General features: G+C 60.5%; 14 protein-coding genes. 5 read left to right on the top strand and 9 right to left on the bottom strand.

Going from position 1 to position 12,383, the window contains the following annotated elements; translation table 11 throughout:
* Positions 1-2: 2 nt before the first annotated feature.
* Both AC07OP_RS29115 and ssp4 read right to left on the bottom strand, forming a co-directional pair.
* Positions 3-482, bottom strand: a complete 480-nt coding sequence (locus AC07OP_RS29115; protein WP_495103069.1) for a hypothetical protein — start codon at positions 480-482, stop codon at positions 3-5.
* Positions 479-1,402 carry an Ssp4 family T6SS effector gene (gene ssp4, locus AC07OP_RS29110; RefSeq protein WP_495103068.1) on the bottom strand — a complete coding sequence of 308 codons (924 nt, stop codon included), beginning with the start codon at positions 1,400-1,402 and terminating at the stop codon, positions 479-481. The genes AC07OP_RS29115 and ssp4 overlap by 4 nt, the downstream gene beginning before the upstream one ends.
* Before the next feature lie 184 nt (positions 1,403-1,586).
* Between ssp4 and AC07OP_RS29105 the strand changes: the two genes are divergently transcribed.
* On the top strand, positions 1,587-2,075 hold the full coding sequence (locus tag AC07OP_RS29105; RefSeq protein ID WP_141157466.1) for an Hcp family type VI secretion system effector: 489 nt from the start codon (positions 1,587-1,589) through the stop codon (positions 2,073-2,075).
* On the opposite strand, the gene nadE is transcribed toward AC07OP_RS29105, so the two are convergent.
* The 3 genes from nadE to AC07OP_RS29090 are packed head-to-tail and all read right to left on the bottom strand — an operon-like array spanning position 2,065 to position 4,755.
* On the bottom strand, positions 2,065-2,877 hold the full coding sequence (gene nadE, locus AC07OP_RS29100; protein ID WP_495103067.1) for an NAD(+) synthase: 813 nt from the start codon (positions 2,875-2,877) through the stop codon (positions 2,065-2,067). The two genes, AC07OP_RS29105 and nadE, sit on opposite strands and share 11 nt — an antisense overlap.
* Before the next feature lies 1 nt (position 2,878).
* A complete protein-coding gene (gene pncB / locus AC07OP_RS29095; RefSeq protein WP_065939776.1) occupies positions 2,879-4,096 on the bottom strand; it encodes a nicotinate phosphoribosyltransferase in 1,218 nt (405 codons plus the stop codon).
* Between the two features lie 11 nt (positions 4,097-4,107).
* The gene (locus tag AC07OP_RS29090; protein ID WP_495103066.1) at positions 4,108-4,755 is read right to left on the bottom strand and encodes a nicotinamidase; all 648 of its coding nucleotides are present in this window, start codon (positions 4,753-4,755) and stop codon (positions 4,108-4,110) included.
* Between the two features lie 146 nt (positions 4,756-4,901).
* Between AC07OP_RS29090 and AC07OP_RS29085 the strand changes: the two genes are divergently transcribed.
* The gene (locus AC07OP_RS29085; protein ID WP_495103065.1) at positions 4,902-5,594 is read left to right on the top strand and encodes an NUDIX hydrolase; all 693 of its coding nucleotides are present in this window, start codon (positions 4,902-4,904) and stop codon (positions 5,592-5,594) included.
* Positions 5,595-5,732: 138 nt separating this feature from the next.
* Here AC07OP_RS29085 and AC07OP_RS29080 read toward each other — a convergent pair whose 3' ends face one another.
* The gene (locus tag AC07OP_RS29080; RefSeq protein WP_495103064.1) at positions 5,733-6,506 is read right to left on the bottom strand and encodes an L-iditol 2-dehydrogenase; all 774 of its coding nucleotides are present in this window, start codon (positions 6,504-6,506) and stop codon (positions 5,733-5,735) included.
* 21 nt (positions 6,507-6,527) lie between these two features.
* Positions 6,528-7,838 (bottom strand): ABC transporter substrate-binding protein, encoded by a 1,311-nt coding sequence (locus AC07OP_RS29075; RefSeq protein ID WP_495103063.1) that lies wholly within the window; start codon positions 7,836-7,838, stop codon positions 6,528-6,530.
* Between the two features lie 211 nt (positions 7,839-8,049).
* Between AC07OP_RS29075 and AC07OP_RS29070 the strand changes: the two genes are divergently transcribed.
* The 3 genes from AC07OP_RS29070 to AC07OP_RS29060 all read left to right on the top strand — a co-directional run bounded on the left by AC07OP_RS29070 (position 8,050) and on the right by AC07OP_RS29060 (position 11,134).
* Positions 8,050-8,988 (top strand): helix-turn-helix domain-containing protein, encoded by a 939-nt coding sequence (locus AC07OP_RS29070; protein ID WP_495103062.1) that lies wholly within the window; start codon positions 8,050-8,052, stop codon positions 8,986-8,988.
* Between the two features lie 155 nt (positions 8,989-9,143).
* Entirely contained in the window at positions 9,144-10,091 is a 948-nt protein-coding gene (locus tag AC07OP_RS29065; RefSeq protein WP_495103061.1) for a nucleoside-specific channel-forming protein Tsx, read from the top strand.
* 14 nt (positions 10,092-10,105) lie between these two features.
* Positions 10,106-11,134 (top strand): purine-nucleoside phosphorylase, encoded by a 1,029-nt coding sequence (locus AC07OP_RS29060; RefSeq protein WP_495103060.1) that lies wholly within the window; start codon positions 10,106-10,108, stop codon positions 11,132-11,134.
* A 16-nt stretch (positions 11,135-11,150) separates the two neighbouring features.
* On the opposite strand, the gene AC07OP_RS29055 is transcribed toward AC07OP_RS29060, so the two are convergent.
* Complete coding sequence (locus tag AC07OP_RS29055) at positions 11,151-12,110, bottom strand: quinone oxidoreductase family protein (protein WP_495103059.1); 960 nt, start codon at positions 12,108-12,110, stop codon at positions 11,151-11,153.
* 30 nt (positions 12,111-12,140) lie between these two features.
* Positions 12,141-12,314: a DUF1427 family protein gene (locus tag AC07OP_RS29050; RefSeq protein WP_081744482.1), complete on the bottom strand. Its 174-nt coding sequence runs from the start codon at positions 12,312-12,314 to the stop codon at positions 12,141-12,143.
* Positions 12,315-12,383: the final 69 nt, after the last annotated feature.

Genomic DNA, 12,383 nt, shown 5'->3' with positions numbered 1-12,383 from the left:
GCTTACCTTGCCCTGCGCGCCTTGGCTTTGAGTTTATTGGAATATTTTTTATAGGTCGCTCTCACCGCATTCCGCTGAATGCGGATTTCAAACAATTTCTGCCGCATTTCTCGATGACGGTCAGTATTGATCACAAGTAACCCAAGGAGGGGAAACACCACCCCTAGAGAAAACGCCACGGTATGCGGGCGGTATTGAATCGTCGAGATCACTAGCATCAGGCAGAAAGCGAAATAGCCCATTAACAAATTGGCGGCCCATGAGCGCCCTCTTGCAATCATAAAATTGGCAAATCCGAAAAAGAACGTCAGCAACAGTAGTCCCCAACCAGACAATTCAGTTCTCAATGGCTGGTCAAGCTCGCGCAAATAGGTTTCGTCAACAAGAACAGCCAGCATGGCTGTTGAGAAGATAGCCATGAATATAGTGCCCATGAAAACTGGAAAGTAACGAGTGAGAAAGCTAATAAGCGATTCATTCACCCTGTAATCTCCTCGTACAAACCAATTACAATCGTCGCTGCACTTCCAACGTGACCATTTTGGTAACTTCCAGCCAAGCCCAAGCCCCCACCCAAAACATCTTTTAACTGAGTCAACGTGGCGTGACGAATTTGGTCGGAACTGTAACTCTTCGGCAGTCCCCCCGCTCGCTGCTTTAGCTTGAGTATCTTAGTGGTCAAGCTAGGATCTCTCAGGGCCAACAGTTCATTAGTCAGTTTTTTTCGCTCTTGGCGTGTCAGACCTCTCAAGAGCTCATACCAACTTTTACCTAATGATTTCTTGCTGGCTTTCAGCAGTCGCACCGTAGTCAACGTACCCGCACCAATCCCTATAAGCGAAACGCCATCGAGTATCGGAGAAACAGTGTTGTACCAGTCGGAATCATCCATATGATCGTTTTCGGCCGGACGGTATTGTTCGTTGAAGGTTCTAACCGCACCAATCGCACATTGGGCAGAACTGGCAATTGCCGCGGAGACGCCCGCCGTAACGACAAAACTGCTGACCCCCGCTGTAAACGGAGTCGCCACCGAGCCACTCAGGACAACAATCCAACCTAACACTGCAGCCCCGCAAGACAAGGACGTATTGATCGCTTCGAATACAAGCTGCGACTCCCTCGGCTCATGCTCCAACCGCCGCACAAAATCCAACCGCGCCATCGACCTCGGCATCTCCCGCAAGATCACGCGCTTGGGCAACACACTGCAAATCGGCTGAAACTCACGCAACGTCACCGGCCACAGTTGGGCGTCGAGGTAAACCACCCCTGCCCCGGCAATTGCAGGATCGGCGTCGATCACAGCAAACAGTCTACGCAGGTCAATGCTGCTTTCTACCCGCTCACGGGTGGTGAGGTGAGCCTTCGGGAAACCGTCCTTCAATAAGCTGGTGGCCATTCCTTTACTCCTGAATTCACAAGAGCGCAGAGCGTAAAGAATCAATATCTGCCAGGAATGTAGGAAGGTTTTCTTTTTTAAGACAGGCACTTCCCGATCTGGCCTCAGCGTCTTGTAGTCAATCCTGGGAATAGGAAAAGTACGCCCCGCGCCACCACCGGCGACGATCAGACAAGGAGCGAACATGGCGACCGATATGTTTTTGAAGCTGGGAGACATCAAGGGCGAGTCCAGGGACCAGGTGCATCGTGATGAAATCGATATCACCCGTTGGGGTTGGAGCCTGTCCCAATCCGGCTCCATGCATAGCGGTACGGGCGGCGGCGCGGGCAAGGTCAATATGGCGAATATCGCGATTGAGAAGACACTGGATAAATCCACCCCAAACCTGATGATGGCCTGTGCCACCGGCAAGCATTACCCCGAAGCACGCATTGTGGTGCGCAAGGCTGGAGGCGACAGCAGCGTGGAGTATCTGGTGATCACGTTGAAGGAGGTCATGGTTGCCACTTACGACACGCGTGCAGCGGCAACCAATGACGTACTGACGGAAGAAATCAGCCTTAACTTCGCCAAGGTGGAAGTCAGTTACCAGCCACAGAAAGCCGATGGCGGCAAGGATGGCGGGCCCATCCGGTTCGGCTGGAACATTCGCGAAAATATCAAGGTGTAGGCACGACAGGCAGCGCGCGCTTGTGCGCTGTCTTGCTATACGCCCCCTCGACAATCGCCCGTACCCGCTCAGTCACCGGCTCACCCATCAGGTACGCATCGATCTCCTCGTACGTGCAGCCATAGGCATGCTCATCCAGCTTGCCCGGTGCGAGTTCTTCGAGGTCGGCAGTGGGTTGCTTGTGCACCAGGTTCGCCGGGGCGCCAAGGGCACTGGCCAGCAGGCGCACCTGGGTCTTGGTGAGGCCCGACAATGGCGCCAGGTCGCAGGCGCCGTCGCCGAATTTGGTGAAAAACCCCATCAATGCTTCGGCGCCGTGGTCGGTGCCGACCACCAGGCCGTTGTGCAGGTTGGCCACGGCGTACTGAGCGATCATGCGGGTGCGGGCCTTGACGTTGCCCTTGATGAAATCCACCTGCGAGGCACTGGCTTCGGTGGCGGTCAGGCTGGCCATCAGGCCGTCGACGCTGGCGGCGATGTTCAGGGTGTCGATGTGGTCCGGGGTGATGAAATCCAGCGAGGCCTGGGCGTCGCGTTCATCGGCCTGGGTCTTGTAAGGCAGGCGCATGGCGATAAAGCGCGCGGCGTAGCCCTCGCTGCGTAATTGCTCCGCCGCCAACTGGCACAGGCGGCCGGCGGTGAGGGAATCGACGCCGCCGCTGATGCCCAGCACCAGGGCCTTGCAGCCTGACTGGCGCAAGGTGGTCTTGATGAAGTCGAGGCGCCGTTGGATTTCCTGGGCTTCACCGCCCTTCACCAATGTGCGATCGATATTGAGTTCCTGCGCGATACGTTCCTGCATGTCACACCTCCACGTTGCCGACATTGAATACCTTCGCTGCGTACTGCAAAAACGAGGGGTCTTCGCAGACGTTCTTCACCGGGTCATCGGAGAACTTCACCACCGGTTCGCCGTGCACGCGCACCAGTTTCATGACGATGCTCAGCGGCTCGACGCCTTCCACATCGCAAGCCAGGCTGGTGCCCATGCCGAAACCGAACTTGGCCTTGCCACGCACGTGCCGCAGGATCGGCAGGCATTTTTCGAAGTTCAGGCCGTCGGAGAACATCAGGTCCTTGGTCATCGGGTCGATACCCAGCTGTTTGTAGCGGGCCAGCACCTTGTCGGCCCAGGCGATGGGGTCACCGGAGTCCTGGCGCAGGCCGTCGTAGAGCTTGGCGAAGTACAGGTCGAAATCCTTGAGGAAAAAGTCGGTGCTGATGGTGTCGGTCAAGGCAATGCCCAGGCGGCCGCGGTATTCACGCACCCAGTTTTCCAGGCCGGCGTTCTGGCTTTCGCGCAACCGCCCCAATTGCTGGTGCACCATCATCCACTGGTGCGCCATGGTGCCGATCAGCGGCAGGTCGAATTCGTAAGCCAGGTGCGCATTGCTGGTGCCGACGAACTGGCCGGGGAAGTCGCGGCGCATGATGTCCACCACTTCGCGCTGGGCCTTGAACGACAGGCGCCGGCGCGTGGAAAAATCGGAGACACGCAGGTCGGCCAACTCGTCGCGGCTGAGGTTTTTCTCCAGCCAGTCGAACTTCTGGTAGAGCTTGCGGGTGACGTCTTCCAGGGTCACGTCGGGGTATTTGGCGCGGTTGCGCAGTTCGCTGACCAGCGCCAGCAGCGGTTGTTCGAACATGATGCAGTGCAGCATCGGCCCGACCACACGGATATTCAGTTGGCCGTCGACTTCGCTGACGTGGATATAGCGCAGGTTGAAGCGGAACAGGCCAAGGAAGCGTTCGTAGTCGGGGGTCAGGTATTCGCGAAAGCGCGGGTTGAACAGAAAGCGCAGCTCGCCCTCGCGCATCTGCAGGCCGGCCATTTTTTCAAGCTCGGCGCGCAACTCGGGGATCAGGTGGCCGAGTTTTTCCTTGGCACGCACGATGAAGTTGTATTCCACATCGACATTCGGGTGCTGGTGCAACACCGCCTGCATCATGGTGAAGGTGTAGTAGTCGGTGTCGAGCAAGCCCTGGATCACCGGGGCTTCGTAGTCGTAGGCACTTTCCATGGTGTATCTCCTTAACGCGTGGCCATCGCGGCCAGTTCTTCGCGGGTGCTGCTGATGACGGCACCGGCCTTGAGCAACTCATTGACGGCCTGTACACCGCCCTCCTCGCTGATCCCCCGGCACGCCGGCAGGTGCAGGACCACCTCCAGGCCGGCCTTGAGCAGTTGCAAGGCGGTGGTCTTGACGCAGTAGTCCAGGGCCAGGCCGCCGACGATCACGCGAGTGACGCCTTGGGCCCTGAGGTACTCGATCACGCCGGTGGAGAGTTTGTCGTGCAGGTCGTGGTAGCAGGCGCCATAGGGGTGCAGGTCGGGTTCGACGCCCTTCCAGATGAAGTAGTCGTAGTCATAGGGCGTGGGCAACTCGTCGAGCAAGGTAAAGCCTTCGGTGCCCGGCACGCAGTGGCTGACCCAGGTCACATCGGCGTGGGCCAGGCCGGTGGGCTTGAGCATCTCGCTGTGTTGCGTGACCACCCAGGGTGCGTGCGGGGTGTGGGCGTCCTTGCTGCCGACGCGGTGGCCGGCGAGGCTGGCCATGTAGTTGAGTTCGGCACCGATCCGGTCACCGCCGGCCACCGGCAACTCGTTGGGGCACAGCGGCGTGAAGCTCTTCTGGGCATCGACGTCGAATGAAGCAATGGCAGTTTTCGCAAGGGTCATGGCGGTTCTCCTGAGGCCTGGAAACAAAAGTACACGTCATGTACTTTCATTGCAAGAAACATTTATTTATCTATCCTGACGCAGGTACATGACATATCTGTTCGATCCGTTAGACTGTGCCCCACCGCCGCTCAGAAGGACGTCACATGCCCCTTAGCCCTTACCTCCATACCGTCGACCTGTGCGTGCTGTGCTACTGCCGCGCCGCCGGGGAACTCCAGTTGTTGCTGAACAAGCGCGACGCCGAACCCTTCGCCAGGCACTGGGCGCTGCCGGGGGTGGTGGTGAATGGCGGCGTGCAAGATCTGAGCCTCCAGGATGCGGTGGAACGCTTGCGCGCCAGCAGCAAGGTCGGCCTGGATCTGGCCTGGAGCGAGCAAGTGGGCACGGTGGGCGATGCGTTTCGCGATCCGCGTTGCTGGTCGTCGTCCACGTACTACCTGGCGATCGTCGCGCATGAGGTGGCGCCGAGTGAGCATCAAGGCTGGTTCGCGCTGAAGGCGGTGGCTGATGGCAGCATCAAGTTGCCGTTCGATCACAACAGCATCGTCGCGGCTGTGCAGGAACGGCTGTTTTCCAAGTCGCTGTACAGCAACTTGCCGCTGATGTTCCTGGGCAATGAATTCAGCGCGCCGGAGGCGACCACGATCTTTTCCCTGGTGCTGGAGCGGCCGGTGCTCAAGACCAGTATTCGCCAGCGCCTGTTGAAGCTGACGGAGGCGGGATATTTGCGCGAGACGGGGCGCAAGAAGCAGGGTGAAGGCGGCAGGCCCCAGGCCACGGTGGAGAACCTGAAGCCTGGGGCGGTTTACTTCTTTGATCGCAGTTTTGCCGATTAGGCACCCTTTTCAAGAACGATGACCTTCAAATGTGGGAGGGGGCTTGCTCCCGATAGCGGTGTGACAGTCAGCAAATAGAGTGACTGATCCACCGCCATCGGGGGCAAGCCCCCTCCCACATTTTGAGCGGTGTATGGCTTAGTTCATCCAATTACCGCCATCCACGTTATAGGTTTGCGCCACTACGTAGTCAGCCTCTTTGGACGCCAGGAAGATCGCCATCCCGGTCAAATCCTCGGCCGTCCCCATCCGCCCGAACGGCACCTCAGCCCCCACCCGCCGCTTCTTCTCGCCAGGTGCCAGTCCTTCATGCCTGGCGAACAGCGCATCCACCCCGTCCCAATGCTCGCCATCCACCACACCCGGCGCGATGGCGTTGACGTTGATGCCCTGCTTGATCAGGTTGAGCCCCGCCGATTGTGTGAGGCTGATCACTGCCGCCTTGGTCGCGCAGTAGATCGCCACCAACGGCTCGCCACGCCGCCCGGCCTGGCTGGCCATGTTGATGATCTTGCCGCCATGGCCCTGGCGAATCATCTGCCGCGCGGCGGCCTGCAGGGTGAACAGCGTGCCGGCGACGTTGATCGAGAACAGCCGATCAAAGCTGTCGCGGGTGATATCGACGATGGGCGCCAGATCGAACAACGCCGCGTTGTTGACCAGGATGTCGAGCTTGCCGACCTGGGCGACCACGGCGGCAATCGCGCTGTCGATGGAAGCCTGGTCGGTGACGTCCATCGCCACCGCGTAGGCCTGCGGGCCAAGTTCGGCGGCGGTGTCCCGGGCCCGCTGCAGGTTGATGTCGGCGATGGCGACGGTCGCGCCTTCATGGATATAGGCCTGGGCAAACGCGCGGCCAATCCCGCGCGCCGAGCCGGTGATCAGCGCGCTCTTACCTTCGAGTCGTTTCATAAGGCATCTGTCCTTTGAAGATTATTTGGGATAGCCGGCGCGTTTCATTTCGCGCTCGGTGGTGGACTGCGCCTGGAGCAACGCCTGCTCGACCGACATGCCCCCCGTCAGCGCCGCCGAGAACAGTTTGCCGACGGACGTGCCGATGGCCTGGAACTCGGGAATGGTCACGTACTGGATGCCCACGTACGGCACGGGTTTGGCCGACGGGTGCGCGGGGTCGGCATGCCGCATCATCTCCAGGGTCACCTGGGCAAACGGTGCAGCCTGGAGGTACGCCGCGTTGTAGGTGGACTGGCGGGTGCCAGGCGGTACGTTGGTGATGCCTTCTTTATCGGCGACCAGCTGGATGTAGTCCTTGGACGTGGCCCAGGCGATGAAGGCCTTGGCGGCGCCCTTGTGTTGGGAGGTGGCCGGGATTGCCAGTGACCAGGCGTACAGCCAGGAGGATCCCTTGTCGGTGACTTCGGTGGGGGCCGCGGCGAAGCCTACGCTGTCGGCGACTTTGCTCTGGCTCTTGTCGGTGGTGAAGGAGCCGGCGACGCTGGCATCGACCCAGATCGCGCACTTGCCGCTATTGAACAGCGCCAGGGTTTCGTTGAAGCCGTTGCTGGACACGCCGGGCGGGCCGTATTGCTTGAGGGTGTTGACGTAGAAGTTGGCGGCGGCGGTCCATTCGGGACTGGTCAGCTCAGGCTTCCACTGCTCATCGAACCAACGCGCACCGAACGCGTTGGCCATGGTGCTCAGCAGCGCGATGTTCTCGCCCCAACCGGCCTTGCCGCGCAGGCACATGCCGTATTGGCCGTTGTTCTTGTCGGTGAGCTTGGCGGCGAATTCACCCAGCTGGGTCCAGGTCGGGTGCGCCGGCATGCTCAGACCGGCCTGCTTGAACAGGTCGGTGCGGTAGTAGGTGACGGTGCTTTCCCCGTAGAACGGCAAGGCATACAGGGTGTCGTTGACCGACAGGCCCTGGCGCACGGAGGGGAAGATATCTTCGGCGTCGTAATCGGCCGGCAATTGGGTCAGCGGTTCCAGCCAGTGCTTGGCGCCCCACAGCGGGGTTTCGTAGGTGCCGATGGTGAGCACATCGAACTGGCCGCCCTGGGTGGCGATATCGGTGGTGAGGCGCTGGCGCAGCACGTTTTCTTCCAGCACCACCCAGTTGAGCTGGATATCCGGATGCTGCTGCTCGAACACTTTGGACAGGCGCTGCATGCGGATCATGTCGCTGTTATTGACGGTAGCGATGGTCACGGTGTCGGCTGCCTGGCTGGGCATAGCCAAGGCCAGGCCGGAAAGCAGGAACAACGCTTGCGGAATCTTGGACATAGCGGTTTCCACCTGTTGTTTTTGTTGTTGAGGGCCGATTACAGCAGCTTGGGCCTAGCCCTCACAAACGCATGGCGCATGCGCGGCTGATACTTTTTTAACCGCTGGCTCAGGATCAAAAAAGTATCAGTGCCGGGCGAAACCGGGGGTAGCGCAGGGATTGCCAACCCGCGTATTTTTAGGCGATTCCACAACTAAAAGAGGCATGACCATGCCCATCAGCCGCGCCAAGCTGTTCGAACATCGCCCTGCCGAACTCGAAGTGATCCTGCCCGAACCGCAGCACTGCTTTCGCTGGTTCGAACATGACTACCCTTACGATCTGGCGCGCTGGAATCACCATCCCGAATTTGAAATCCACCTGATCCGCCAGGGCAGCGGCAAGTTGGTGGCGGGCGACTATATCGGTGCGTTCAGTGCCGGGCATGTGGCGCTGATCGGCCCCGACCTGCCCCACGACTGGATCGGCGAACTGGCGCCCGGCGAACACCTGGCCGGCCGTGACGTGGTGCTGCAATTCGACGGTGCCGCCCTCCTCGCCCTGCGCAACACCCTGCCGGAACTCGGCGACTTGCACGCGCTGTTCGAACAGGCCCGGCGCGGCCTGGAGTTCAGCGGCGACACCGCCGTGCAGGCCGCACGCTTGATGGAGGCCATCGGCAACGCCCACGGCCTGCAACGGCTGATCCTGTTCCTGCAACTGCTCGACTGCCTGAAAAACGCCCCGGCCCAGCAGGTAAAGGCCCTGGCCAGCCCCTGTTACGCCCCGACCCTGGACGCCCGCAGCGCCGAGCGCATCAACAAGGCCTTCGACTACCTGATGCGCGAACTCACCGGCGACCTGCGCCTGTCAGTGATCGCCCAGCAGCTGGACATGAGCGAACCGGGCTTCTCGCGCTTCTTCAAGCGCAACACCGGCCATGGGTTTATCGACCTGATGCGCAAATTCCGCGTGCAACGTGCCTGCCGGTTGTTGCTGCAAAGCGAGATGTCGGTGGCGGATATTTGTTTTGAAGTGGGCTACGCCAACCTGTCCAACTTCAACCGGCACTTCCGGATCGAGATGCACCAGACGCCCAGTGAATATCGCCGCGAAACGCCGATGCACCTGTTAAACCCCTTCGAAAAAATGGCACCCAGTCATTTCTGATCAAAAGGTCGAGTAATTCTTCTTTTTTCCATGGCATTCAAGCCATTAAGCAAAGTTGGTACAGCCTGTGCAACCGTTTGCGGTACGAACTTGGCAACCAAGTTCACCACGACCCGATGAATCGGGTTCAAACCGCGTACGAATAGGGACTTTCAATGCACCCCACCTCAAGGCCCCGTGTCTGCTTTGGTGTTTCCTTGCTACTGGCCGCCGTAACGGGAGTACTCAGCGCACCCATTTTGGCGCAGGAAAAACCCGTGGATGACTCAGCACAGGGCGAAACCCTGAGTCCTGAGGCCAGCCCGGCGAAAAAAGGCGTCTATCTGTCGGAATGGTTCAACCAGGACCTGACGCTGATCGGCAGTAAAGACATCAGCTTCGGCCCCAAGCCCCAGGATGATGTGTACCTGGAATACGAGTACTTCGGCCGCAAGGGGCCCTTCGAGTTGTACGGCTACATCGACGTGCCGAAGATCCTCGGCATCGGCAACAGTAACGACAAAGGCGCGTGGGACCATGGCTCGCCGGTGTTCATGGAGCACGAGCCGCGTATCTCCATCGACTACCTGGCCGGACGCAGCCTGGCCATCGGCCCGTTCAAGGAATGGTATGTGGCGTTCGACTGGATCTACGACCACGGCAGCAATAAGGCCAACCGCGCCAACACCCTGTACAGCGGCCTCGGTACGGACATCGACACCCATTCGCGAGTCAACTTGTCGGCGAACTTCTACGGGCGTTACCAGTGGGAAAACTACGGCGCCAGCAATGAGTATTCCTGGGATGGCTACCGCGCACAGATGAAATACATCGTGCCCATCGGCAAGTTCGATAACGGTGCGTCGCTGACCTATATCGGTTTCACCAACTACGATTTCGGCTCGAACCTGCACAAGGACAACCCGGCGCGCACCGCCAACGCCCTGGTGGCGACCAACGTGCTGCTGTATTCCTTCACCCACCTGCGCTTCACCCTGGTCGGTCGTTATTTTCATAATGGCGGCAACTGGGAAGATGGCAGTGAGTTGAACTTCGGCGAGGGTAACTTCCGCGCCCGCTCCGACGGCTGGGGTTATTACGCCGGCGTGGGCTACCAATTCTGATCAAGGAGTATTAGATGAATACGTTTACCCGTCTCTCCATGGCCGTAGGCCTGGCGCTGCTACCCCATGTGGTGCTGGCTGATTCTGCTGCCCCCATCAGGCCCAAGGTGATGCTGATCACCATGTTCGCCCCCGAGGCGCAAACCTGGATCGACCGCCTGGAACTCAAGCAGGAAGTGCGCGTGCCCGGCCTGTCTGCCGAATACCCGGTGATCCGCTGCAACACCCGGGACGTGTGCCTGCTGGTGACCGGCATGGGCCAGACCAACGCCGCCGCGTCCACCCTGGCCCTGGCGTTGTCGCCCAAGTTCGACCTGCGCCAGAGCTATTTCCTGATCGCCGGGATTGCCGGGATCAGCCCGAAACACGGCACCATCGGCACTGCCGCCTGGGCCCACTACCTGGTGGAGTTCGGCACCCAGTGGGAGCTGGATTCGCGGGATGCGCCCAAGGATTGGCCGACCGGCTACCTTGGCATCAACACCAAGGGGCCCAACGAAAAGCCGCCGCTGGACTACAAGACCGAAGTGTTTGAGCTGAACCCCAAGCTGCAGGCCAAGGCGTTCGCCCTGTCGCACACCGTCGAACTTACGGAAAGCAAAGAGTCCGCCGCCTGGCGCAAACACTACCCCGCCGCCCCCGCCAACCAGCCGCCGCGAGTCACCCGCTGCGACACCCTGGCGGGCAATACCTGGTTCTCCGGTACGCGCCTGAGCGAACGCGCCGAGGTGTGGACCAAGTTGCTCACGGATAACAAAGGCGAGTACTGCACCACCCAACAGGAAGACAACTCCACCTACGAAGCCTTGCTGCGCGCCAGCCGCGAGGGGTTGGTGGACATCCAGCGCCTGGCCGTCGTACGTGCCGGTTCGGACTTCGACCGCCCATACCCCGGCTACAGCGAAGTCGACAACCTGCTCAAATACGCCGACCAGGGCGGGTTCGTACCGGCGCTGGAAAACCTGTACCGCACGGGGAACCCGCTGGTACAGGCGATCCTCAACAACTGGCAGGCGTGGGAAAAAGGCGTCCCAGAAGCCTAGTGCGGAGCGACATGGGTCAAGGCAGCAAGATGATCTTGTCCGCACTGCCTTGATTCACGTCCTCATAGCACTGCACCCCATCGGCCAGCGCCACCTCACGCAGGCCGGTGGGCAGCGGCAACAAGCCCTCGTCGAAAAAACGTCCGAACTGCTCCAGCATCACCGCGCACTGCTCACAGTTGTAGAGCAATGAATTGATCCCCACCACCGAGCCGCCCTTGCGATACAGGGCCAGGGCCGGCAGTTGTACGTGACCGTCCACCGGCGCGGCAATGATCGCGATGCGACCGAACGGCGCCAGGCCTGCCACGGCCGCCGGCAGCCAGAAACCGGTGGTGTCGAAGATCACATCGGCGCCGCCCTTGAACACCGCATTCACCTGCGCGCCCAGCGCTTCGGGCGTGCCCAACGCAATCGCGTCGACCCCTTGCGCCTGCAATACCTCGACCTGGTCAGCCTTGCGCACCGCCGCCAACACCTGGGCACCCAGAACCCTCCCCAAGGCTAATGCCGCGCTGCCCACCGCCCCATTGGCGCCGATCACCAGCAAGCGCGTGCCTTTGCCCACGCCACTGCGCTGCAGCGCATCCCAGGCCGTGGTGTAGGGCACACCCAGGCTGCCGGCCTGGGCAAAACTCAGGTGGGCAGGTTTATGCGCCACGCCTTTGGCCGACACGGTGAGGTATTGGGCGTGGGAACCGTCGGCGAAAAAGCCCAGGTCGCGACCGGTGCCCCAGACCTCCTGCCCCACCAGCGCCTGGGGCCCCTGCACGACCACGCCGGCGAAGTCGCGGCCAGGTATGCGCGGCACGGTGGTGTAGGGGAAACGCCCGAGTACGTTCTTCACGTCACTGGGGTTGAGGCCCGCCGCCTTGATCTGTACCAGCACTTCATCGGCGGCCGGTACCGGCGTGGCGACGTCGACGAAGCTCAGGGCGCCGAGGTCGCCAGTAGCGGAAAATTGCAGTGCTTTCATTGCCAGTATCCATCGAAGGGAGAAGAGGAATCAGGACCACCAACCGCTGAGCAACTGCCGCCCCATGGGCCAGAGTTTTTCGCCGAGCAGCATGCCCATCAGCCCTACCAGCGCAATGGCGGGCGGTGCGGGCGAGCGGAAGTCCAGGGCGCCGTAGATCACGCCGACAAAAAGGCCAATGCCAAGGGAGATCAGGTAACTCATGGGGCCGACGCCTGTTGGGTTGATGGGCTTAGTGTAGGGAGCCCATCCCGGTAGCATCGGCCAAGGGCT

The sequence above is a fragment of the Pseudomonas sp. GW821-FHT09D08 genome, from assembly GCF_059416305.1.
This window is presented reverse-complemented; position numbering and strand designations above follow the sequence as displayed.

What these genes read in the sequence shown, in the direction of transcription:
- ssp4 (WP_495103068.1), bottom strand. Translation starts at nt 1,402, where the DNA reads ATGGCCACCAGCTTATTGAAGGACGGTTTCCCGAAGGCTCACCTCACC.
- AC07OP_RS29050 (WP_081744482.1), bottom strand. Translation starts at nt 12,314, where the DNA reads ATGAGTTACCTGATCTCCCTTGGCATTGGCCTTTTTGTCGGCGTGATC.
- nadE (WP_495103067.1), bottom strand. Translation starts at nt 2,877, where the DNA reads ATGCAGGAACGTATCGCGCAGGAACTCAATATCGATCGCACATTGGTG.
- AC07OP_RS29105 (WP_141157466.1), top strand. Translation starts at nt 1,587, where the DNA reads ATGGCGACCGATATGTTTTTGAAGCTGGGAGACATCAAGGGCGAGTCC.
- AC07OP_RS29075 (WP_495103063.1), bottom strand. Translation starts at nt 7,838, where the DNA reads ATGTCCAAGATTCCGCAAGCGTTGTTCCTGCTTTCCGGCCTGGCCTTG.
- AC07OP_RS29070 (WP_495103062.1), top strand. Translation starts at nt 8,050, where the DNA reads ATGCCCATCAGCCGCGCCAAGCTGTTCGAACATCGCCCTGCCGAACTC.
- AC07OP_RS29060 (WP_495103060.1), top strand. Translation starts at nt 10,106, where the DNA reads ATGAATACGTTTACCCGTCTCTCCATGGCCGTAGGCCTGGCGCTGCTA.
- AC07OP_RS29055 (WP_495103059.1), bottom strand. Translation starts at nt 12,110, where the DNA reads ATGAAAGCACTGCAATTTTCCGCTACTGGCGACCTCGGCGCCCTGAGC.
- AC07OP_RS29065 (WP_495103061.1), top strand. Translation starts at nt 9,144, where the DNA reads ATGCACCCCACCTCAAGGCCCCGTGTCTGCTTTGGTGTTTCCTTGCTA.
- pncB (WP_065939776.1), bottom strand. Translation starts at nt 4,096, where the DNA reads ATGGAAAGTGCCTACGACTACGAAGCCCCGGTGATCCAGGGCTTGCTC.
- AC07OP_RS29085 (WP_495103065.1), top strand. Translation starts at nt 4,902, where the DNA reads ATGCCCCTTAGCCCTTACCTCCATACCGTCGACCTGTGCGTGCTGTGC.
- AC07OP_RS29090 (WP_495103066.1), bottom strand. Translation starts at nt 4,755, where the DNA reads ATGACCCTTGCGAAAACTGCCATTGCTTCATTCGACGTCGATGCCCAG.
- AC07OP_RS29080 (WP_495103064.1), bottom strand. Translation starts at nt 6,506, where the DNA reads ATGAAACGACTCGAAGGTAAGAGCGCGCTGATCACCGGCTCGGCGCGC.